General features: G+C 74.9%; 2 protein-coding genes (1 of these 2 running past the window's edge). Both read left to right on the top strand.

What is annotated here, in order from left to right:
- Nucleotides 1–3,261, top strand: the 3' end of a protein-coding gene (locus ACZ4VF_RS21345) for an SDR family NAD(P)-dependent oxidoreductase (RefSeq protein WP_467927752.1). Its footprint begins 11,322 nt before the window's first position; 3,261 of the gene's 14,583 nt are visible here — the last part of the coding sequence; its start codon lies off the left edge, out of view; it ends in the stop codon at nt 3,259–3,261.
- Nucleotides 3,258–25,652, top strand: a complete 22,395-nt coding sequence (locus ACZ4VF_RS21340; protein WP_467927750.1) for an amino acid adenylation domain-containing protein — start codon at nt 3,258–3,260, stop codon at nt 25,650–25,652. Before ACZ4VF_RS21345 ends, ACZ4VF_RS21340 begins: the two co-directional genes overlap by 4 nt.

The raw sequence follows: 25,652 nt of genomic DNA, 5'->3' as shown, positions 1-25,652 counted from the left end.
CACGGCACGGTCGCCGACGCCCCCGAGGCCCTGTGGGTGCGGGCCCGTGCGGGGGAGAGCCCTGGGAACCACGGGGACCACCTCTTCCACCCGACGCTGATCGACGGCAGCGCGGTCGCGGCCACCGACGCGCTGGCCGGGCCGTCCCGCGGTGAGTCGCGCCTGTTCCTGCCGCTGTTCTACAAGTCCTTCCGGGCGTCCGGGCCCCTGCGGGACGCCTGTGTGACGCGGATCCGCCGGAACGCCGCCGGCCTGCGCGCGGAACTCCTCACCTTCACCATGGAGTTCTTCGACGCGGACGGACACAAGGTCGGCGAACTGGCCGAGTACACCGGCAAGGCCGTGCGCCAGGCCGGGCACATCAACCCCGCCCGCGCGGGTGCCGACACGGCCCGGCAGCCCGCTCCCGCCAGCGCGCCCGCGCCGGTGGAGGCCGACGGCCGCCCGGTCCTCGACCTGGTCCGGTCCGTGGTCGCCGAACTGCTCGGCGTCCCCGTGGTCCAGGTCTCCACGAGCACGAGCTACTACGAGATGGGCCTGGACTCCGCGAAGCTGCTCCTGGGGGCGGCCCGCCTGGAGGAGACGCTGGGCACACCGCTCTCCCCGACGCTGCTGTTCGAACACCCCACGCCGGCCGAGCTGGCCCGGCACCTCTCCGGCGCGCGCCGGGTCACCACGGCCGGCGCACCGGCGCCCACCGCCGCGGCGGCGACCGGTGACGACGACGGTGACGGGCGGACCCTGGGCGCGAGCGGTGACGTGCGACCGCACGACGCGGACGACCGCCCGCGGACCTCCCCCGCCGCCGGCGCCGGCGAGCCGGGCGACATCGCCGTCATCGGCATGGCCGGGCGCTATCCCAAGGCCCGTGACCTCGCGGAGTTCTGGGAGAACCTCAAGGCGGGCCGGGACTGCGTCACCGAGGTCCCTGAGGCCCGGTGGCCGCACGGCGACGCACCGGAGGGGTCGCCCTGGGGCGGATTCCTCGACGACGTCGACTGCTTCGACGCCGGTTTCTTCGGCATCCCGGCGGACGAGGCGGCCCTCCTCGACCCGCAGGAACGCCTGTTCCTCGAGGTCTGCTGGGAGGCGGTCGAGGACGCCGGCTACACCCCGGCCGAACTCTCCCGCGACCGCGACCGCGATCGCGGCACCGGCCCGCGGCGCGCCGTGGGCGTGTACGTCGGCGTCATGCACCAGGACTACGCCCTGCTCCAGGAGGAGGCCGTGCGCCGGGGGCGGCGCATGCCCCTGGCGTTCAACGCGGCGACCGTCGCGCACCGCGTCTCGCACGTCTGTGACTTCCACGGGCCGTCCCTGGCCGTCGACACGGTGTGCGCCTCGTCGCTCAACGCCGTGCACCTGGCCGTCGAGGCACTGCGCCGCGGCGAGTGCGACGCGGCGCTCGCGGGCGGGGTCAACCTGTCCCTGCATCCCGCCAAGTACCGCACTTACGGCGGACTCGGGCTGCTCGCACAGGAGCGGCCGGCACGCTCCTTCGGCGCCGGCGGGGACGGCTACGTCCCGGCCGAGGCCGTGGGAGCCGTGCTGTTGAAGCCGCTGGAGCAGGCGCTGCGGGACGGTGACGCCGTCTACGCGGTGATCAAGGGCAGCGCGGTCAACCACTCCGGGCGCACCCCCGGCTTCCGGGTGCCCTCGGCGGCCGCGCAGCAGGCCGTGATCACCGACTGCCTCGACCGGGCCGGCGTCGACCCGGCCTCCCTCGGCTGCGTGGAGGCCCACGGCACCGGTACCGAGATCGGTGACCTGATGGAGGTACAGGCCCTGCAGCGCGCCCTCGGCGCGCGGACGCAGCGGACCGCCTTCTGCTCCCTGGGCTCGGTGAAGTCCGCCATCGGGCACGCCGAGGCGGCCGCCGGCATCGGCAGCCTGACCAAGGCCGTGCTCCAGCTCCACCACCGGACGCTGACCCCGCTCGTCCGGGCGGAGCGGGACAACCCGTACCTCGCGCTCGACGGTTCGCCGTTCCGGCTCCAGACGGAGACCGAGGAGTGGACCGCCGGCACGTCGGGGGCGGGGTCGCCGCGCCGGGCCGGCGTCAGCGCCTTCGGCGCCACGGGCGCCAACGCCCACGTCGTGCTGGAGGAGGCACCCGTCGCCGCGGGGTCCGCCGAGCCCGTCGTGTCCGGAGGGTCCGCCGCCGCGTCCGGTGAGCCCGGCGCCGTGCTCGTGCCGCTGTCCGCCGGGGACGAGGACCGGCTGCGCGCCTACGCGCAGCGGCTGCTCGACTTCCTCGACACACAGGACCACCTCGACCTGGCGGCCCTCGCCCACACCCTGCAGACGGGCCGTGTGGCGCTGCGGGAGCGCCTGGTGCTGTCGGCCCGCGACCTCGACGGGGTGCGGGAAGGCCTGCGCGGCTTCCTGCGGGGCACGCGGCCCGCGAACGTGTGGCGAGCCCGTACCCGGGACCTCCCGGCGGAGGCGCGGCTGCTGGACGAGGACGACCTCCTGGACGACCTGGTGGCGCGGTGGTCCGCGCAGGGCCGCCTGCGCAAGATCGCCGAGCTGTGGCTGGAGGGCTACGACGTGCCCTGGCACCGCCTCCACGCCAGGCCGCCGCACCGCCTCCACCTGCCCACCTACCCGTTCGCCAGGGAGCGTCACTGGATCGCCGGGGGCACCCCGGCCGCGCACCCCCTGCAGCGGCGGGACGAGCTGCCGAAGCCCACGCAGCGCTCGCAGTCCTCGGAGCCGTCGGAACCGTCGGATCGGCCGGAGCCGTCGAGGCCGGCCCGCGCCGCGGACGCCGACGGCCGTCCGTCCCGGGCATCCGTGACCGGCCCGGTCTGGCGTCTCGCCGCCGAGGGCGAACCGCTCCCCGCCCGGATCGACGCGTCCGCCGAGGACAGGGCGCGCGGTTTCGTGCGGCAGCTGCTGGCGGCCCTACTGGGCCGCGAGGCCGACGAGATACCCGTGCACACGGGCTTCCTGGAGCTGGGCCTCGGTTCGCTGGGCGCCGTCCGGCTGACCCGGGAGCTGGCCGGGACCGTCGCGCCCGGCTTCGTACCGAGCACGCTCTTCGAGCACACCACGGTCGCCGCCCTCGCCGCCCACCTCACCGGAGCCCACCGGGACCGGGTGGCCCGGCTGGTCCCCGACGACGCGGGACCGCGGCCGGCCCCGGCACCGGCCACCCCGCGCCCCGACGTCCTCGGCCTGCTGCAACGGCTGGGAACGGGCGCCCTGGACCTCGACGACGCGATAGCGCTCCTCGACGCAGAGAGAAGCACGAAGTGAAGCAAGAACTGAGCGCCCTGATCGCCGACTACCGGGCCGGGAAGATCACCGACGCCGAGGTCGGCGACCTGCTGAGGCGGCTCAGGCAGGGAGCGCGGACGTACCCGCTCACCGAGGGCCAGCGCGGACTGTGGGCGCTCCAGAAGGCGTTCCCCGACGCCACCGCCTACAACGTGCCGCTGTGCTTCCGCGTGCGCGGCCTGGACACCGCGGCCTTCCTGCGGGCGTGGCGAGCCGTGGCCGAGGCCCACCCGGTGCTCACCACGGTGCTCGGCGGCGACGCGGACGGGCCGCACCAGTCGGTGGACCCCGGCCGTGCGCCCGACTACGCCGAGGTGGACCTGTCGGCCCTGCCGGACGCCGAAGCGCTGGCCGCCGTCGAACGCGAGCACAAGCGCCCGTTCGCGACGGACGGTGAGGCGCTGGTCCGGATCCGCGTCTTCGCCCGCCCGTCGGACGAGTCGATCGTGCTGGTCAGCGTCCACCACATCGTCTTCGACGGCACCTCGGCGCGCATCCTGATGCGGGCCCTGTTCGAGGCGTACGCGCGCGTCCTGGCCGGAGCCGAACCCACCCCGGCGGTACCGGCGGCCCAGTTCCACGACTTCGTGGAGCGGCAGCGGGCCACGCCGCCCGCGCGGCGCGCCGAACTGCTCGCCCACTGGCGGCGGAAGCTGGCGGGAGCGCTGCCCACGCTCGACCTGCCCACCGACCGGCCGCACAGCCAGGTCGTGGACCGGTTCGCCGGGGACACCTGCCTCACCACCCTGCCGGCCGCGCTCGCCGCGGGGATCGCGGAATCGGCCGCCCGCTGGGGTGTGACACCCGCGGCGCTGATGCTCGGCGCCTACGGGGCCGTGCTGGCCACCTACTCGCAGGACCGGGAGTTCGTCGTCGGCGTGCCCGTGAACGAGCGCACGGACGAGGCACTCGCCGACGCCATGGGATTCATGATCAACATGGTCCCGGTGCGGATGGGCCTCGCCGCCGACGAGCCCTTCCGGGAGCTGGCCGGCCGGGTGCAGCGCGACCTGGTCGACGGGATGCTCCACAGCTGCCCCTTCCCCGCGCTGGCCGTCGGCCTGCCGCAGGCACCGGCCCCGGACCGCTCCCCGGTCTTCCAGACGGCGTTCGTCTACCAGGACGTCCTCGACGGCATCGAGGGCCCCGGCCTGCCGTACGAGCTGCTCCACGAGGTGCACCAGGAGGGCGAGTACGAGCTGTCGGTGGAGGCCTGGCGCACCGACGACGGCTACACGCTGCACTGGAAGTACCACCCCGAGCTGTACTCCCGGGAGTTCGTCGAGCGGTTCGCGGACCGCTGTCTGCGCCTGCTCCGGGCCGTGACCGCCGATCCGGAGGTCCGGATCGGCGAGCTGCTCGGGGCCGTGACCGGCGATCCGGCGGCCCGGGCCGCCGAGCTGTGCCGGACCACCGACGCGCCCGGCACCGCCCAGGGCGACGGCCCCTGCGTGCACGACATGGTCGAGGCGGCCGTGCGCCGGCACCCCGATGCCGTCGCGGTCGAGGCCGACGACGAGGTCCTCACCTACGCCGAACTCGGCCGCCGCACCGACGCCCTGGCCGCGTACCTGGCGGCACGCGGCGTACGGCGGGGCGACCTGGTGACCGTCCTGCTGGACCGCTCCGCGGCCGTGGTCGTGGCGCTGCTGGGCATCCTCAAGGCCGGCGCGGCCTACGTCCCCCTCGACCCGGAACTGCCCGCCGCCCGCCTGTCCGACATCGTCACCGACAGCGGCAGCACCCTCGTCGTCACCCAGTCCCGCCACAAGGAGCAGGCCCGCGCCCTCCTCGCCGGCCGGGACGACCGGGCCGGGGGCGGCATCGTGGTCCTGGACGAACAGCGCGCCGAACTCGCCGGTGCCGCGGCCCGTGGCGAGCGCGCCGAGGTCCGGGCGACCGAGTCCGACCTGGCCTACGTCATCTACACCTCCGGCAGCACCGGCAAGCCCAAGGGCGTGATGATCCCGCACCGCGGCTTCACCAACCTGCTGCGCTCCCTGGCCGAGGAGCCCGGCCTGGACCGTACCGACACGCTCTTCGCCGTCACCACGATCAGCTTCGACATGGCCCAGGTCGAGCTGTTCCTGCCCCTGGTCCGCGGCGGACGCTGCCATGTCTGCGACAGCGCGACGCTCAAGGACGTCGACCGGCTCAGGGAGCGCATCGCGCGCGTGCGGCCCACCGTCATGCAGGCCACCCCGGCCGCCTGGAGCATGCTCTTCCACTCCGGCTGGCGCAACCCGGAGGGACTGCGCGCCTTCTGCGGCGGCGAGGCCCTCTCCCGCACGCTGAAGGAACAGTTCCTGAGCACCGGCACCGAGCTGTGGAACCTCTACGGCCCGACCGAGACCACCGTGTACTCCACCGGCACGCGCGTGCGCGCCGACGCCCCGATCACCATCGGGCGGCCCCTCGCGAACACCGAGGCGCTCATCCTGGACGAACGGCTGCGGCCGGTCGCCGCCGGCGAGAGCGGGGAGCTGTGCATCGCCGGCACCGGACTCGCCGACGGGTACGTGAACCGTCCCGAGCTGACCGCGGAACGGTTCGTGGACCGTCCGAGCGCGCTCGGCGGCCGGATCTACCGCACCGGCGACCTGGCCCGCTGGACCGACGACGGCGAGATCGAGTACCTCGGACGGCTGGACTTCCAGGTGAAGATCCGCGGCTACCGCATCGAGCTGGGCGACATCGAGTACCACCTGGGCCGGCACGAGGACATCGCCCAGTGCGTCGTCGTCGCGCGCGGCGAGGACGCGGCGAAGCACCTCGTCGCCTACTACGTACCCGCCGGTGGACGGCAGGGCGGCACGGCTGCCCTCAAGGAGCACCTGCGGGCGAGCCTTCCGGCGTACATGGTTCCCGACTTCTACGTCGCGCTCGACGCCGTCCCGCTGACGGGCAGCGGCAAGGTGGATCGCAACGCGCTGATGCGGCGGGAGATCTCCCGCACACCCGAGCCGGACCGGGCCCCCGCGACGCAGGTTCCCGGGTCTCCCCGGGCTCCGCGCGCCTCGCGTGCCCGCATCGAGGAACGGGTGCTCCGCTGCTGGCGCGAGGTCCTCCAGGTCGCCGACATCGCCCCGGCGGACTCCTTCTTCGAGGTGGGCGGCAACTCGCTCGCGGCGGTGCTCCTCGCGCAGCGGATCGCCGGCGAGTTCCGGATCCCCTTCGGGGCGGCCGACCTGTTCAAGCACAGCAGCGTCCGGGCCGTCGCCGAGCACGTGCACGCCACGACGTCCGCCCCGGACGACGAGGCGGACGACGGCACACCGGACGGGACCGGCCGGCCGGCACCCGGACAGGAGCCGGCGGTGCCGCAGGACGCGATCGCGGTCGTGGGCATCGCCTGCCGCTTCGCCGACGCCGACGACCAGTGGCAGTTCTGGGAGAACCTGACCCGGGGCGACGCGGCGGCCCGCTGGTGGAGCGAGCCGGAACTGCGCGACGCCGGCGTCCCCGAGCACCTGCTGCGCGACCCGCGGTTCGTCCCCCTGCGCTCGTCCCTCGACGGCAAGGACCTCTTCGACGGCGAGTTCTTCCGGCTGTCACCGCATCACGTGGCCCTCATGGACCCGCAGTTCCGCCAGCTGCTCCTGCACGCCTGGAAGGCCGTGGAGGACGCCGGGTACGACCATCGCGACATCCCCGGCACCGCCGTCTACGTCACCCACGGCAACCACTTCTACGGCGCGCCCGCCGACGGGGCGCCCACCGGCGTCGTGGAGACACCGGAGCAGTACCTCTCGTGGGTGATGAGCCAGAGCGGCACCGTCGCCGCGATGATCTCCCAGCAGCTCGGCTTCGGCGGCCCGAGCATGTCCGTGCACTCGAACTGCTCCTCCTCGCTGACCGCCCTGTCGCTGGCCGCCCAGGCGGTGCGCTCCGGCGAGACCGACTTCGCACTGGTCGCCGCGGCGTCCGCGGCGAGCGTCGACAGCCGGGGCTACGTGCACCAGCCCGGCCTCAACCTCTCCGGCGACGGCCGCGTCAAGGCCTTCGACGCCGACGCCGACGGCATGGCCGGCGGCGAGGGCGTCGCCGTCCTGCTGATCCGCCGCGCCGCGGACGCCGTGGCCGCGGGCGACCACATCTACGGGCTGCTGCGCGGCATCGCCGTCGGCAACGACGGCGCCGACGCCACCGGCTTCTACAGCCCGAGCGTCACCGGACAGAGCCGCGTCGTCCGCAGCGTCCTCCAGCGCACCGGCATCGACGCCCGCTCGATCGGCTACGTCGAGGCCCACGGCACCGGCACCAAGCTCGGCGACCCCGTCGAACTGGCCGCGCTCACCGAGGCCTACCGCGACCACACCGACGCCACCGGCTACTGCGGCATCGGCTCGGTCAAGTCCAACCTCGGCCACCTCGACGCCGCCGCGGGGCTCGCCGGCAGCATCAAGGTCCTGCTCTCCCTGCACCACCGGCAGCTCCCGCCGACCCTCCACTACACCCGGCCCAACCCCGAGCTGCGCCTGGACCGGTCGCCGTTCCACGTCGTGGACACGCTGCGGGAGTGGCCCGCCGGCCCCGCCCCGCGCCGGGCGGCGCAGAGCTCGATCGGACTGGGCGGCGCGAACGCGCACGCCGTCTTCGAGGAGTACGCCACCGGCCCCGCCGCCCCCGCCGACGACGGCTCCCCGCAGCTCGTCCCCCTCTCCGCACGCGCCGGCGCCGACCTGCACCGCTACGCCCGCGACCTGCTGGCGTACCTCCGCGGCCCCCGGGCGGCCGACGCCCGGCTGCGGGACCTCGCGTACACGCTCCAGGCCGGTCGCGTGCCGATGGCCGCGCGGGTGGCGTTCGTCGTGCGGGACCTCGGCGAACTGGCCGCCGAACTCGCCCTGTTCCTCGACGGCGCCGACTCGCCGCACCGGTTCACCGGCGACGCGGCCGCCGCTCCCGGCCACCCCGCGGCCAAGCTCGCCCGCTGGTGGGAGAAGGGCAGACTGCGCAAGCTCGCCAAGGCATGGACCGATGGTGCCGACGTCGGCTGGTCCCGGCTGACCAGGCCCGTCGCCTGCCGCCGGCTCAGCCTGCCGACGTACCCCTTCCGCCCGGTCGTCCACCCCTGGCCGGCCCGCACCGGCACCCCGGCACCGCGGGCCGCGGCCCCCGCGCACCCCCTGCTGCACGAGAACGTCTCCGGTCTGGGTGCCGTCCGCCACCGCAGCCGCTTCACCGGCGAGGAGTTCGTCCTGCGCGACCACGTGGTCGGCGGCAGACGGCTGCTGCCCGCCGTGGCGAGCCTGGAGATGGCGTACACCGCCGTCCGGCGCGCCGTGCCCCGCGCCGCGCAGCGCGGGATCACGCTGCGGAACGTCACCTGGGTGCGACCGGTCGCCGTCGACGACGACGGGCTCGACGTCGAGTTCACCCTGGCCGAGGACCGCCCGGGGACGGCGGACGGCCCGCTGCGCTTCGAGCTGACCGCCCCCGCCGACGGCGGCCAGGTCCACGTGCAGGGCCGCGCGGTCCTCGCGGACACCGTCCCGCGGCCCTCCGTCGACCTGGACGCTCTGCGGGCCGCCCTGACCTCGCGGCCGCTGACCGGCGCCGAGGCCTACGACCACATCGCCCGCGCCGGCGTCGACTACGGCCCCGGTTTCCGCGTCGTACGCACGCTGTGGCGCGGCGGCGACGGCCGTCGTGAGGTCCTGGCCGAGCTGCGCCTCGACGGGGCGTCCCGCGACTCGCTGCGGCGGTACGCGCTCCACCCGGCTCACCTCGACGGGGCGATCCACGCCTCGCTCGGTCTGCACCCCGCCCTCGACACGGACGGCGCACGACTGCCCGACGAGGGCGCCGCGCCGGCCGTGCCGTTCGCCCTGGACCGGCTGGATGTGTTCGCCGACTGCGAGGAGTCGATGTACGCCTGGGTGCGCCCGGCGACCGCGGCCGCGCCGGAGGGTGTCGCCCGGGTCCTGGACATCGACCTGACCGACGCCCGCGGCCGCGTCTGCGCCGCGCTGCGCGGACTGGCGTACCGCGCGCCGGAGACGGGCGAGCGGGCCGCCGGGCGCCGGGACTCGGCGCTGCGCACCCTCCTCCCGGTCTGGGAGCCGCGCACCCTCGCCGTCCCGGCGGACGACGCGAGCGGGGAACCGGGCGTCGTCCTGCTCTTCGACGCCGACCGGCGGCTGGGTGACACCCTGACCGCGTGCGCGCCCGGCCACCGGCGCGTCCCGCTGCGCCCGGGCGCCTCCGTGGAGGAGATCGCCGGGCGGATCCGCGAGGCCTGCGGCGACGACGCACCCACGCACCTGGTGTGGGCCGCCCCGTACGACGACGGCGGCGACCTGGTACGGGGACAGGAGCGGGGCGTCATCGAGGTCTACCGGATCGTCCGGGCCCTGCTCTCCCTCGGGCACGGCACCCGGCGGCTCACCTGGACCTGCCTGACGTACGGCACCCAGCGGGTGGAGCCCGGCGACCGGGTCGCCGCCACCCACGCGAGCGTCCACGGGCTGATGGGCAGCGCGGCCAGGGAACACGCCCGGTGGACCGTACGCCTGCTCGACCTGCCCGGCGACGCCACCGCCGACGGCACCACCGACGCGGCCTCCGCCCTGCGGCGGGCCTGGCACGCGCTGCCCGGCCTGCGGCCCGGGACCACGCTGGCGTTGCGCGACGGCCGGTGGTTCTCCTCCGAACTCCTGCCCCTGCCCGCCCTGGAGCCGGCCGCCGCGCCGTACCGCCACGGCGGCTGCTACGTCGTCATCGGCGGCGCCGGCGGCCTCGGCGAGCTGTGGAGCCGGTACATGGTGGAGCACCACCGGGCGGCGATCGTCTGGATCGGCCGACGGCAGCAGGACGAGGACATCGAGCGCCGGCTCGCCGGCCTCGCCGCGCTGGCGCGGTCCGCCGGCGCCGAAGCCCCCCTGTACGTCCCGGCGGACGCGCGCGACGTCGACAGCCTCGCCGCCGCCCACCGCCGGATCAAGGAGAGCCGCCCCCGCATCGACGGCGTGGTGCACTCCGCGATCGTCCTGGCCGACAAGACGCTCGCCCACATGGACGAGGAGCGGTTCCGGGACGCCCTGGCCGCCAAGGTCGACGTGGGCGCCGCCATGGCCCGCGTCTTCGGCGCCGAACCCCTCGACCTCGTCCTCTTCTTCTCCTCGGTGGAGAGCCACGTCCGGGACGCGGGGCAGGCGAACTACGCGGCCGGGTGCACCTTCAAGGACGCGCTCGCCGCCGCCCTGCGCGACCGGTGGCCGGACACCGCCGTGAAGACCGTCAACTGGGGCTACTGGGGCGCCACCGGCGTCGTCAGCGGCGACTTCTACCGCAGCCGCATGGCCGCCGAGGGCATCGACTCCCTGGACCCCGGGGAGGCGCTGCGCCACCTGGCCCACTTCCTCGGCGGCACCCACGACCAGGTGACCCTCATGCGGACCTTCGGCGACCGGGCGCTCGACGGGCTGGCCCTCGCCGAGCGGCAGACGGCCGGCGCCGACCCCCTGCCCCCCGTACTCGGCCAGGTCGTGGCGGCCCACCGCCCGCCGGCCGGCGAGGTCGCCCGGCTGAGCCGTTTCCTGCCCCACCCCCGCCTGTGCGCGCTCGCCGAACGCCTGCTGTTCACCACGCTCCGCGACCTCGGCCTGGACGGCCTGGAGGAGCGCGTGCTCGACGGGTACCGTCCGTGGCTGGAGGAGAGCGACCGTGTGCTGACCCGCGCCGGTCTGCTCCGGATCACCGGCGGGCGCCGCACCGCCCTCGTGTCCGGCCTCGACAGCGCCGAGCTGTGGCGCCAGTGGCACGAGGAACGCGGGCAGTGGCACCACGGCGACCACCAGCGGGCCCACGTCGACCTGGTCGAATCCTGCCTCCGCGCGCTGCCCGACGTCCTCGTCGGAGCCCGCCCCGCCACCGAGATCCTCTTCCCCGGCTCGTCGCTGTCCCGGGTCGAGGGCATCTACCGCGGTGACCCCATCGCCGACTACTTCAACGACCGGCTCGCCGAACTCCTCGCCGACGCCGTGCGCCGCTGGGGTACGGCCGACCCCGCACGACGGCTGCGCATCCTGGAGGTCGGCGCCGGGACCGGCGCCACCAGCGCCCGGGTCCTGCGGGCCCTCGCACCGCTGAGCGACCGCATCGAGGAGTACTGCTACACCGACCTGTCCAAGGCGTTCCTGTTCCGCGCCGAGGAGCAACTCCTCCCGGACCACCCCTACCTGACGACCCGAATCCTCGACGCCGAGCGTCCGCCCGGCGAACAGGGCCTGCAGCCCGGCTCCTTCGACATCGTCGTGGCCACCAACGTCCTGCACGCCACCGCCGACATCACCCGGACCCTGCGCAACGTCAAGGCGGCCCTGCGGCCCGGCGGCCTGCTCTTCCTGAACGAGATGAGCCGCAACACGCTCCCGGCCCACCTCACCTTCGGGCTGGTCGACGGCTGGTGGCGGACCCGGGACGCCGAGCTGCGCATCCCCGGCAGCCCGGTGCTCAGCCCCGACCGCTGGCTCGACGTACTGGACCGGGAAGGCTTCCGCACGGCGCTCCAGCCCGAGCCGGAGGCGCACGCCCTGGGCCAGCAGCTCACCGTCGCCGAGAGCGACGGGCTGTTCCGGGTACCGCGCACGCCGGCCGCCCCCGGCAGCCCCCGGCCGGAGCGGACGCCGCCGGTGTCCGCCGGCACCGGTACGGACGGCACGCTGCGGGCGCGGACCACCGAGTACCTCTCAGGGCTGCTGCGCGAGGCACTGCGGCTGCCGGACGGGGACCTCGACCCGCACAAGGACCTGCACGACTACGGGCTCGACTCCATCCTGGTCTCCGGTCTGAACAACGCCCTCGCCCGGGACTTCGCGGACGTGGGCAGCACCCTCTTCTTCGAGCTGCGCACCCTGGACGAGCTGGTCGGCCACTTCCTCGCGACGCGGGAGAGCGAGCTGCGCGGGCTCTTCGGCAGCGCGCCGGCCATGTCGCCGGCACCCGCCGCGCAGTCGGTGTCCCCCGCGCAGTCGGTGTCCGCCGTGCCGCCCGGGCCCGCCGGGGAGTCCCGTGCCGACCGCACCACGCGCCGGGTCACCGAACTCGTCGCGGCCACCCTGCGGCTCGCCCCCGGCGAACCGTCGCCCGACGCCAACCTCTTCGACCTCGGCCTGGACTCCATCCTCGTCGTCCAGCTCAACAACGCCCTGAGCCAGGACTTCGAGGGGCTCGGCAGCACGCTCTTCTTCGACTGCCCGACCATCAGGGACGTCGTGGCCCGCCTCCTCGCGGAGCACCCCGAAGACCCCGAACACGCAGAAGACGCAGAACACGCCGAGAGCGCCGGGAGCGCCGAGCGTGCTGTGCCCTCCGAGCACGCCGAGCGTCCGGAGCACGCAGCGCAGACGGCACGCCCGCAGCGCGCCGAACAGCCCGGCCGCCCCGAGCTCGCCGCGGCCGCCGCACGGCCCTCCGGTGACATCGCCATCATCGGTCTGGCCGGCCGCTACCCGCAGGCCGACAGCGTCGCCGACCTCTGGGAGAACGTCCGCGAGGGCAGGAACTGCACGGCCCCGTACCCGGCCGACCGCTGGTGGGTGAACTGGGACGAGGAAGGGCGCCGCCGCCCGCACGGCGGCTTCCTGGACGACGTGGCCTCCTTCGACGCGGAGTACTTCGGGGTGCCCGCGGACGAGGCGGCGGCCATGGACCCCCAGGAGCGGCTGTTCATCGAGACGGTCCACAGCTGCCTCCAGGACGCCGGCTACACGGCCGACGCCCTCAACCGGCACGGCAGGGTCGGTGTCTTCGCCGGCGTCATGAACTCCACGTACAACGGCCGCACCGCCTACTCGTCGATCGTGAACCGCACCTCCCACCTGTTCGACTTCCAGGGTGCCAGCATCGCCGTCGACACGGCCTGCTCCTCCTCGCTCACCGCCGTCCACCTGGCCGTGGAGAGCCTGCGCAGCGGTGACACCGACTGCGCCGTCGCGGGCGGGGTCAACCTGCTGCTGAACGCGGACCACTTCGACGTCCTCGCCGAGCACGGCCTGCTGTCCGAGGGGGACCGGTGCCGGCCCTTCTCGGAACACGCCGACGGCTTCCTCGCGGCCGAGGGAGTGGGCGCCGTACTGCTGCGGCCCCTCCAGGACGCGCTGGACGACGGCGACCACGTGTACGCGGTCATCAAGGGCAGCGCGGTCAACGCGGGCGGACGCACCAGCCGGTACAGCATGCCCAGCCCGCGGGCGCAGCGGGACGTTGTGGCGCGCGCCCTGGAGAAGGCGGGCGTGACCCCGGCCACCGTCAGCTACGTCGAGGCCCACGGCACGGCGACCGCTCTCGGAGACTCCATCGAGATCTCCGCGCTGTCCCGCGCGTTCGGGAGCGACCGGGAGGGCCAGTACTGCGCGGTCGGCTCGCTCAAGTCGAACCTGGGGCACTGCGAGAGCGCCTCGGGCCTCGCGGGCCTGACCAAGGTCCTCCTGCAGCTGCGGCACGGACAGCTCGCGCCCTCGATCAACGCCGAGGAACTCAACACGGGCATCGTCTTCCACCGGTCGCCGTTCCGCGTGCAGCGTGAACTCGCCCCCTGGGCACCGACGGACGCCGAGGGACGGCCCCTGCCGCGCCGCGCCGGAATCTCCTGCTTCGGCGCGGGCGGCTCGAACGCACATCTGATCATCGAGGAACACCGTGGAGGCGGCGACGTGGCCCCGGCGCTGGAGCACCCGCACGACGAGCCCTGCCTGGTGCCGCTGTCGGCGCGGACCCCGGAGGAACTGCGGGCGGTGACCGGGCGCCTGGCGGACTTCCTCGCCGACCCGGCCCGCGCCGCCCACCCGGTTTCGCTGCGCGACCTCGCCCACACCCTTCAGGTCGGCCGGGACGAACTGCCCGTCCGGCTGGCGTACGTGGTGCGCTCGGTCGCGGAACTCGCCGCACGCCTCACCGAGTTCCGGGAGACGGGGACGGCGGGCGCCGACGCGTACGCCGACCTCACCGGTGAACCGCGTCCCGGCCCCGGCCGTTCCGACGGGCCTGCGGGCACCGGCACCGACCCGTACGAGACGGCCCGGAGGTGGCTCGCGGGCGCCGCCGTCTCCTGGGACACGCTGTACGCCGGCCGCCCGGCGCGGCGGGTCAGCCTGCCCACGCACCCGTTCCGGCGCACCCCGCACTGGCACACCCGGCCGGGCCCCGCGGCGGCCCCCGCACCGGACCGCGCGGTCCCCGCCCCGGCCGGTAAGGCCGGCGCGCCCACCGGACCGGACTCCGCCCCGCCCGGCCCGGAGGGCGTGCGCCACTGGCTGCGCCGGGCCGTCGCGGCGCACCTCGGCTGCGACCCCTCCCAGGTGCCCACCGACCGCGACCTCACCGCGGCCGGCCTGTCCTCCATGGCGCTCGTCCGGCTGGGCCGGCAGATCCAGGACCTCGACGCGGACTTCGACACCGCGCTGCTCTTCGAGTACGGCACGGTCGACGCACTCGCCGCCCACCTGACCGGGCGGGGCGTCACCGCCCCCACCGCCCGGCAGACCGCCGACGGCGGGGTACGGCACCCCACCGCCACCGCCACCGCCACCGCCCCCGCGGTCCTGCGGCACCCGCTCACCGAGGGCCAGCAGGGGCTGTGGGCCCTGCACAAGGCGGCACCGGAGGCCGGGGTCTACAACGTGCCGCTGTGCTTCCGGGTGACCGGGCCCGACGTGGCGGCGCTGCGCGGCGCCTTCGACGCCGTACGCGACCGGCACGCCGTCCTGCGCGGAGCCGTCCGGGAGGAGCACGGCCGCCTGCTGCTCGTGGAGGCCCCCGCGGAGGGACCGTGGCTGACCGAGCACGACCTCACCGCCCGGGGCGAGTCCGAGGTCCTGGAGCGTGTCCGCGCCTCGGCCAAGGCGCCGTTCGACCTGGAGCGCGGCCCCCTGTGCCGGATCGCCGTGTTCCACGGGCCGGGCGGGGACTCCTGGGTGCTGCTGAACGCCCACCACCTCGTCCTCGACGGCGCCTCGGCCGTCGTCCTGGTGAAGGAACTGCTCACCGCCTACCAGGCGCGCGTGGACGGCACGGAAGCCGACGCCTTCCCGCCCACCGCCGCCTACGCGGAGTTCGTCGCGCTGGAGGAGGCCGGCCTGCGCGCCCCGGACGCCGACGCCCGGCTCGCCTACTGGCGCGACCGGCTGACTCCGCCGCTGCCCGCGCTCGCGCTGCCCACCGACCGGCCGCGCTCCGCGCACCCCGGCCCCGTGCGCGGGGCCACCGCCACCCGGCGCCTGTCGCCGGAGCTGGCGGAGCGGATCACGCGGGCCGCCCGCGACCACCGCCTCTACCCGTCGGCGCTGTTCCTCGCGGCCTACCAGGTGCTGCTGAGCCGGTACACCCAGCAGAACGACGTGATCGTGGGCGCGGCCGTGAACACCCGGCCCGCACAGGGATTCGCCGCGACCGTCGGCCACTTCGTGAACATGATGCCGGTGCGCACCCGCGTCAGCCCGGCCGAACCCTTCGCCGGCCTCGCCGCGGACGTCCAGAAGACCCTGGTCGAGGGCCTCGCCCACCCCTGCCCCTTCCCGGCGCTGGTACGCGGACTCGGCCTGTCCGGCACCGGCACACCGGTCTTCACCTGCGCCTTCATGTACCAGGACTGGTACGAGGACGTGACCGCGCCCGCCCCCTCCTTCCGGTACGTCGAGGGCATCCATCAGGAGGGGGAGTACGAACTCGTCCTGGAGGTCGTCGCACCCGGCGGACACGGCCCCGGCCTCGCCGTCAACTGCAAGTACGACGCCGCCCTGTTCGACCCGGAGACCATCGAGCAACTGCTGCGCCAGTACGAGCAGTTGCTGCGCACCGCGTCGGACGCCCCCGGCCTGCCCGTGGACGAGTGCTCCATGCTGTCCCCCGAGGAGCGGCACACCCTGACCGTGGAGTGGAACGCCACCCGGGTGGAGCAGCCCGACCGGTGCGTGCACGAGCTCTTCGCCGGACAGGCCGCGCGTACCCCGGACGCCGTGGCGGTGGTGAGCGGCGCCGACACGCTCACGTACGCCGAACTGGACGCCCGCGTGACCCGGTTCGCCGGCCGTCTGGCGGCGCTGGGCGTCGGCCCCGGCAGCCTCGTCGCCGTCTACATGGAGCGCTCCGCCGAGCTGCTGGTCGCGCTGCTGGGCACGATGCGGGCGGGCGGCGCCTACATCCCGCTCGACCCGGGTTATCCCGGGGACCGTCTGGCGTACATCCTCGCCGACTCCCGGCCGCGGGTCGTGGTCTCCGACTCGGGACTGCACGGCCGGCTCCGGGAACTGACGACGGCGGCGACCGCGCCCCACGTCGTCCTGATCGACGAGGAGCACGGTGACGACACCCCGGGGGCCGGCCCGCGGCACGTCGGCGGAGCCGACCTGGCCTACGTCATCTACACCTCGGGCAGCACCGGCGACCCCAAGGGCGTGATGGTGCCGCACCGGGCCCTCACCAACTTCCTGTGCGCGATGGCCCGCAGGCCCGGACTGACGGCGGACGACCGGATGCTCGCGGTCACGACGCACAGCTTCGACATCGCCGCGCTCGAACTGTTCCTGCCGCTCGTCACCGGCGCCCGCTGCCACATGTCCGACCCCGCCACCGCGCGGGACCCCGAACGCCTCAAGGAGCTGATCGGCACCGCGCGGCCGACGGTGATGCAGGCGACCCCGTCGACCTGGACGATGCTGTTCCACGCCGGGTGGACCAACGAGGAACGCGTGCGCGTCCTGTGCGGGGGCGAGGCGCTGCCGGAGACCCTGCGCGAACGGTTCGCCGGACTCGGCTGCGAGGCGTGGAACCTGTTCGGACCGACCGAGACCACGGTGTGGTCCACCGCCGGGCGGATCGAGCCGCACCGGCGCGTCACCATCGGCCGGCCCATCGACAACACGCGGATCCACCTCCTGGACGAGCGGGGGCGGCTGGTGCCCGCCGGTGTGCCCGGCGAGCTGTGCATCGCGGGGGACGGACTCGCCCTCGGCTACCTCGGCAAGCCGGAACTCACCGCCGAGCGCTTCCCCGAGAACCCCTTCGCACCCGGCACCCGGCTGTACCGCACGGGCGACCTGGCGCGCCGGCTCAGCGACGGCTCCCTCGAATGCCTGGGCCGCATCGACTCCCAGGTCAAGATCCGTGGCTTCCGCGTCGAACTCGGCGAGATCGAGCACGTCCTGGCCGGCCACCCGGCCGTCCGCGAGTGCGCGGTCGTGGCGCGCACCCAGTCCGCGAGCAGGCAGCTCGTGGCGTACTACACCCGAGCGGCCGCGACCGGGACGTCCGCCGGCGAACTCGCCGCGCACCTGCGGCGCCGACTGCCCGACTACATGGTTCCGCCGTTCCTCCTGCCCGTCGACCGGCTGCCCCGGACGCCGAACGGCAAGGTGGACCGCAAGGCGCTGGAGGAACGCGACGTGACGCTGCCCGGGGGAGCGGAACCCGCCGCACCGGCCTCTCGACCGGACTCCGCACCGGCCTCCCGGCCGGAATCCGCAGTCGACTCCGCTCCGAGCTCGGCACCGGTCGGGTCGGCCGTCGCGCGGCCCACCGTCGTACCCCGCGATGCCGCCGTACCCGCCGATGCCGCCGTACCCGACGAGGCCGACGTGCTCGCGCTCTGGCGTGACGTCCTCGGCGTGGGCAACCTCCGCCCCACGGACGCGTTCCTCGACGCCGGCGGCAGTTCGGTGCTGGCCGCCGTGCTCGCCGACCGCGCGGGCAGGCGGTACGGGCTGCCCTTCGGCGCCGCCGAGGTCTTCAAGTGCGTCAGCGCGCGCGGCATGAGCGAGCACCTGACCGCCCTCGGCACGGCCCCCGCGCAGCCGGACCCCGCCGGAAGGCGCGCGCCGGCTCCCGCCGCCCCCCTGACCGCGACGCCCGCCCACCTCGGGGACAGCGTCGCCGTCATCGGCGTCTCCTGCCGGCTGCCGGGCGCCGACGACCACCACGCGTTCTGGCGCAACCTCGTCGCCGGCCAGGAGAGCGTGGAGTTCTTCTCCGAGCGGGAACTGCGCCGCCTCGGCGTGGACGAGGAACTGATCGCCCACCCGGACTACGTGCCGGTACGGTCCTCGATGCGCGGCAAGGGGAACTTCGACCCGGAGTTCTTCCACGTCACACCCCGTGACGCGGAGCTGATGGACCCGCAGCTGAGGCTGCTCCTCCAGCATTCCTGGAAGGCGGTGGAGGACGCCGGCCACCTGCCGGGCGACATCGCCGACGCGGCCGTGTACATGTCCACGAGCAACGCCCTGTACCAGGCACCGCTCGCCGGCCCCGGCGCCCGGCGCGACTCCGAAGGCCTCGTCGCCTTCCTCCAGGCCCAGCCCGGCACCATCCCCACGACCATCTCGCACCGGCTCGGCCTGCGGGGCCCCAGCCTGTACGTGCACAGCAACTGCTCCTCCTCCCTGGCCGGCCTGGCCCTCGCGGTGCAGTCCATCCAGTCCGGGCAGACCCGGCACGCCCTGGTCGGCGGCGCGAGCGTGTACGGCGAGCACGCCGTCGGCTACCTCCACGAGGAGGGCATGACACTCTCCGCGGACGGGCACTGCAAGCCCTTCTCGGCCGACGCCGACGGCATGGTCGGCGGCGAGGGCGTCGTCGTCCTGCTGCTGAAGGACGCGGCGTCGGCGGTGCGCGACGGCGACCACGTCTACGCGCTGCTGCGTGGCGTCGGGATGAACAACGACGGTGACCGGAAGGCCGGCTACTACGCCCCCAGCGTCAGCGGCCAGACCGAGCTGATCTCGGCGGTCCTCGACCGCACCGGGGTGCACCCGGAGACCATCGCCTACCTGGAGGCCCACGGCACCGGCACCCGCCTCGGCGACCCCATCGAGGTGATGGCGGTCTCCGAGGCCTACCGGCGGCACACCACCAGGACGGGCTTCTGCGGCATAGGCTCCGTCAAGTCCAACCTGGGCCACCTCGACGCCGCCGCGGGCCTTGCGGGCGTCCTCAAGACCGCGCTGGTCCTCGGCAACCGCCTGGTGCCCCCGACCGTCAACCACAGCGCGCCCAACCCGCGGATCGACTTCGCGTCCTCGCCCTTCCACGTCGTGGACCGGCTCACCGAACTCACTCCCGCGAACGGCCCGCTGCGAGCGGCCGTCAGCTCCTTCGGCATCGGCGGCACCAACGTCCACGCCATCCTGGAGGAAGCCCCGCCCGCCCCGGCGGACGAGGAGGCCCCCGCCCCCGGACCGCGGCTCGTGCCGCTTTCCGCGGCCAGGCCGGAGAACCTCCGGCGCTACGCCCGTGACCTCGCCGACCGGCTCGCCGCACCGTACGGCACCCGTCCCGGCCGACGGCTCGCCGACGTGGCGTACACCCTCCAGGTCGGCCGCACCGCCCTGGCGGAGCGTGTCGCGTTCGTGGTGCGCGACCTGGACGAACTCGTCGAGGCACTGGAGGAGTTCGCCGTCGGCCGCGACCACACCGCGTGCGTGCGCGGCTCCCTGAGCGTGTCCCCGGGGCTGCTCGACCAGGACGACCTGCGCGTACTCACCGGCCGCTGGCTCGCCGAGGGCCGGCTGGACAAGCTCGCCCGCCTGTGGGCCGACGGCGGCTCGGTGGACTGGCACGCGCTGCACACGGGGGAGCGCCGGCCGCGCCGGACCAGCCTGCCGACGTACCCGTTCAGCGAGGAGTACCACTGGCTGGGCGCGGGCCCGGCGGAAGCGGAGCCTGCGGAAGCGGGCCCGGCGGGAGCCGGCCCGGGGGAACCGGAGGCGCGGGAGCACGACGCTGCCGACGCGCAGGTGCACTTCTCCGCGGAACGCTGGGTACCGCAGGCCGCGGCAGGCACCCCCGCGGCAGGTGACCAGGTCGTCCTTTGCTTCCTGTCCGGACAGGAAGCGCAGCGGGAGTACGCCAGGGAACTGCGCGAGCGTGCCCCCGGCGTACGGCCCGTGTTCGTCGGCCGCGCGGGCTCCGGTGACGACGGCGGCGGCCGCCTCGCCGATCCCGGGAACGAGGACGCGCTGCGGCGCGTCCTGGCGGAGGCCGCCGACGCGCACGGGCGCGTCGACGCCGTCCACTACCTCTGGCCGGCCGAACACGTGCCCGGCGAGTCCCTGCTGGAGGAGCCCTGGCGCGTGGCCACCCTGGTGCGCGCCCTGGCCGGCACCCGGACGCCGGTGCCCCGCGTCCTCGTCGCCGGGCACTTCCGCGACGCGGAGGAAGAGGCCGTCCTCGACTCCCTGATCGGCTACGAGCGGTCCCTCGCCGAGCTGCTGCCCGGCACCTCACTGCGCGTGGTCATGCACGAGGGAGAGGCGTCCCCCGCCCGCTGGGCCGGCCTGCTGCTCGCCGAGCAGCTCCAGGAGCGGCCGGTCAGCGCCCTGTACCGGGCCGGTGCACGCCATGTGTGCCGGGTGGAGCCGGTCGACGTCGCCACGGCGCCCGGCGCACGCCCCGGCCTGCGCACCGGCGGCACCTACCTCGTCACCGGCGCGTTCGGCGGGCTCGGCCGACGCGTCGCCGAACACCTGGCGCACCGGTACCGCGCGAACCTGGTCCTCGTCGGCCGCTCCGCGCCGCTGCCCGCCGACGAGGACTGGATCCGGACGCTGCGCCGGCACGGCACGGACGTCGTCCGCCACCGGCTCGACATGAGCGACCCGCACGCCGTGACCCGGCTGCTGGCCACGCTGCCCGCGCTCGACGGGGTCCTGCACGCCGCGGGCACGGCGGACGCCGTCGCGCTGCCCGACAAGACGCGCGCGTCGTTCGAGAAAGTCCTCGGTCCGAAGCTGCACGGCACCCTCGCGCTGGACCGCGCACTGCGCGACGCCCCCCGCCCGCCGGCCTTCGTGTGCCACTTCTCGTCGAGCGCGGCCGTCCTCGGAGACTTCGGCAGCTGCGACTACGCGGTGGCCAACCGCTTCCAGGCGGCGTACGCCCGCGCTCTGCGCGACGACGCGTCGCCGGTGGCGACGATCGCCGTGCAGTGGCCCCTGTGGACGGACGGCGGGATGGGAGCCGCCGCCCAGCGGGGCAGCGCCGACACCTACCTGGCCGCCACCGGCCAGCGGCCCCTGGACGGTGCGCAGGGTCTCGCCGTGCTGGAGCGGCTGCTGACGGCGGGACACCCGGCACCCCTGGTGCTGCACGCCCCGGCGGCGCGGGCCGCGGCGCTCGTCCGCCGTGCCGTCGAACCGGCGGCCGTGACCGAACGGCATGCCGCGCGGCCGTCCTCCGTTCCGGCGCGCCCGGCAGCGGAACGGAACGGTGCCGGAGCCGTCCCGGCGGCACCGCGGCCGGACCTCGCCGCGACCGTCCGTGAGGTCGTCCTGGAGTGCCTGAAGCTTCCGGCCCACCGGCTCGACGACCGCACCGCCTTCGTCGACCTGGGTCTGGACTCGCTGCGCCTGACCCAGCTCGCGCACCAGCTCTCGGAGCGCCTCGGCGTGCGACTGCTGCCGACCGTGCTGTACGACCACCCGACGGTTGAGCGCCTGGCCGGGCATCTGGCCGCGGCGGCCCCCGCCGACGCACGGCCCGGCGTCACCGCCCGGCGGGAGACGGCCACGGCGTCCGTCGCCACGCAGCCGCCCGCCCCGGTGCCCGCCGGCCGCGAGGAGCCGGTCAGCGCGCAGCCGCCCGTCTCCGTGCCCGCCGGTCGCGACGCGTCGGTCAGCGAGCGGCCGCCCGCCCCGGTGGCCGCCGGCCGGGACGAGCCCGTCGCCGTCATCGGCATGAGCGGCATCTTCCCCGGCTGCCGCTCGGTCGCCGAGTTCTGGGACGCGCTCGCCGAGGGCCGGGACATGGTCACGCGGCTGCCCGCCGTGCGCTTCGGCGACGCCCCGGCCCCGGACGGCCCCGACGACCGCTACCCCTGGATGGGCAGCATCGACTGGGCGGACGAATTCGACGCCGGCTTCTTCGAGTTCGCGCCCAAGGAGGCCCGGACCCTCGATCCGCGCCAGCGCCATCTGCTCCAGGAGTGCTGGAAGGCGCTGGAGGACGCCGCCCTGGGCGCGGAGGAACTGAAGGGCCGCCGCGTCGGCGTGTTCGTCGGCGTGGAGCAGGGCGACTACCAGCTGCTGGTGAAGGACGCCGGCAACGTCACCTCCAACCACGACGGCGTCCTTGCCGCCCGGCTGTCGTACTTCCTGGACCTCAAGGGCCCGGTGCTGGCGGTCAACACGTCCTGCTCGTCCGGCCTCGTGGCGCTGCACCAGGCGTGCACGAGCCTGCGGCAGAAGGAGTGCGACATCGCCGTGGTCGCCGCGGCGAACCTCGTCCTCACCCCCGAGGCGCTCGCGGCGATGGACAAGGCGGGCATGCTGTCCCCCGAGGGACGCTGCTTCACGTTCGACCAGCGCGCCGACGGCATGGTCCCCGGTGAGGCGGTCACGGCCCTCGTGCTGCGCCCGCTGGACGCGGCCGAGGCGCACGGCGACCCGGTGCGCAGCGTGATCGTGGCGAGCGGCCTCAACTACGACGGCCGCACCAACGGCATCACCGCGCCCGCCGGAGAGGCCCAGCGCGAACTGGTCGAGTCCGTCCAGGAGCGGGCCGGTATCGACCCGCGGGACCTCGGTCTCGTCGTCGCGCACGGAACGGGCACGAAACTCGGCGACCCGGTCGAGGCGAACGCGCTGCGCGCCGCGTTCCACGCCCGCGGCGCCGCGGGCGCGGGACAGTTCTGCGCGCTGACCTCCACCAAGACGAACTTCGGCCACACCTTCGCCGCCTCCGGCCTGGTGGGCCTGATGTGCCTGTCCGAGTCGGTCCGCAGGGGAGTCATCCCGGCGAGCCTGCACTACCGCGACGGCAACGAGTACATCGACTGGAGCGACAGCCCGTTCTACGTCAACACCGCCACGAGGCCGTGGGTGACGGAGGGCCGGCCGCGCATGGGCGCGGTCAGCGCGTTCGGCATGAGCGGCACCAACGCCCATGTCGTCGTACGCGAGCACACCGGCCCCGCCCCGGTGCGCGCCCCGCGTGCCACCAGCCATCTGCTGCCCCTGTCGGCCAAGACCCTGGAGGCACTGGGCGAGCTGGTGGACCGCCTCCTCGACCGGATCGACAGCGGCGGACTGCGGGACGCCGACCTGCCGCAGCTGAGCCGGACGCTGTTCGGCGGACGCCACCACTTCCGGCACCGCTGCGCGGTCGTCGTGGGCACCCTCGACGAGGCCGCGGAGCTGTGGCGCACCTGGCGCGCCGACGGGAACACGTCCCACCCGGCCTGGTTCGCGGGCACGGTGGCCCGTGACTTCTCCGCGGACACCGACGGCGACTCCGTGGCCGCCTGGACCGCCCGGGCAGGGGAAGCCGGGCCGGACGCCACGGAGCGCAGCACGGCCCTGACCGCGCTGGCCCGCCTCTACGTGGCCGGCCACGACATGTCCTGCCCGGACCCGGCCCCGGCCGGCGGACCCCGTCCGGTCCGGCTGCCCCTGCCCACCTACCCCTTCGCCCGGACCCGCTACTGGGTACGGCGGGAAGCCGCCGCCCCCGAGCCCGCCGAGCCGAAGACCCCTGCCTCCGACCCCGCCGAGCCGAAGACCCCCGCCTCCGCGACCGTGATCCCGGAGGCCCCCGCCTCCGAGCGCGCCGTCGCGAAGACCCCCGCCGTCCCGGCTCCGCGTGAGACGCCCCACGGGCCGGCCGTCCGGCGCGTCGTCCTCACCGACGTGACACGGCTGCCCCACCGGATCGACGACAGCGCCGCCGCGCGGCCCCGCACGGTGACGCTGACCGCGCTCACGCCCCCGCCCGCCTCACCCGCTCCCGCGACGGAACAGCCGGCCCCCGCCCCGCGACCGGTCACCCTGGACCACGACATCCTGGACGACCTGAAGTCGGCGGCGGACATCGACTTCGGCGGCATGGTGGCGACCCTGAACCGCACCGGGGTCATGGTGGAGCACCTGATCCCCTACTCCTCGGACTTCGCCGAGTACGCCGGAGGGTGCGGCGGCGAGGTGCTCGACCTCGGCTGCGCGTACGGCGTCGCCAGCATCGCGGCGCTGGAGCGCGGGGCCCGCGTCGTCGCGCTGGACATGGAGCGCAAGCACCTGGACATCCTCGGACAGCGTGTCACCGAAGAGGCCCGCGACCGGCTGACCCTGCAACAGGGCGTGCTGCCCGACGTCGACTTCGCCGACGGCCGCTTCACGGCGGTGCACGCCAGCCGCGTCATGCACTTCCTCGGCCCGGACGACGTCCGGCTGACGCTGCGCAGGATGTTCCGCTGGCTGACGCCCGGCGGGAAGGTGTTCCTGAGCACGGACTCGCCCTACTTCGGTTACTGGGCCTCCAAGGCGGCCGAGTACGAGGAGCGCAGGCGGGCCGGTGACCCCTGGCCCGGCTACATCCCCGACGTCGCCGCCCACTTCGACCCCGCGCACGTCGTCGGCGGGCCGAGCCTGATCAACGCGCTCGACCCGGAGGTGTTCCGCAGGGAGTGCGAGGCCGCGGGGTTCGTCGTGGAGCGCGCCGGGTACTTCGGCGCGGTCGGCGTGGACGAGGGCGCCTACGGGGCGCCCGGCCCGGACATGGAGCACGTGGGCATCATCGCGCGCAAGCCGGAGCACACCCCCGGCGACGCGTCCGGAGAGGTCGTGCGCAGCGCCGACGGCCTCCCCGTCAACCACCGGGTGCGCGGCGGACGCCCCGGCGCCCCCGCCCTGGTGTTCGTCCACGGCCTCGGCTGCGACCAGTCGTACTGGGACCGCCAGGCCGAGCACTTCGCCGGGGACTTCACCGTCGTCACCCTCGACCTCGCCGGGCACGGCCGGTCCGGGCGTGAGCGGCGGCGCTGGACCGTCGAGGCGTTCGCCGCCGACGTGGCGGCCGTCGTGGACCACGTCGGCGCCCAGGAGGTGATCCTCGTCGGCCACTCGCTGGGCGGCCCCGTCATGCTGGCCGCGGAACCCCTGCTGACCGGGCGGGTCCGGGGCATGATCGGTGTGGACACCCTGCACACCTTCGACCCCCGGCCGCTCAGCGACGCACAGATCGACCGGTTCGTCCGGACGTTCGCCGAAGACCCGGTCCGTGCCGAGGAACTGTTCCTCGACGCGCGCCGGGCGGACCTGATCGAGCTGGTGGAGCGGACCCGCGCGCACGTCGGCGCGGACATCGTGTCGGCGGCCTTCCGTGAGATGCTGACGTACCTTCAGCGGCTGCCGCACCACCCCGCCGTCCCGCTCGTCCTGGTCAACTCGACCTCGTGGATGCCGACGGACACGGACTCGGCCGCGCGCCGCGGGGTCGAGGTCGAACTCGTCGAGGGCGTCGGGCACTTCGCGATGCTGGAGGACCCCGACGCGCTCAACGCGTCGTTGGCCAGGCACGTCCGCCGCATCACCGGAGCCACTCCGGAAGCCGCTGCCGCTCCCGGCGGGCGGGCCGGGGCGGGCGGGGGCGAGGCGCGATGA

It is taken from the genome of Streptomyces sp. NPDC029151, assembly GCF_055564315.1.
Note: the sequence above shows the minus strand (reverse complement) of the source record. Positions and strands in the feature narration are given on the sequence as shown.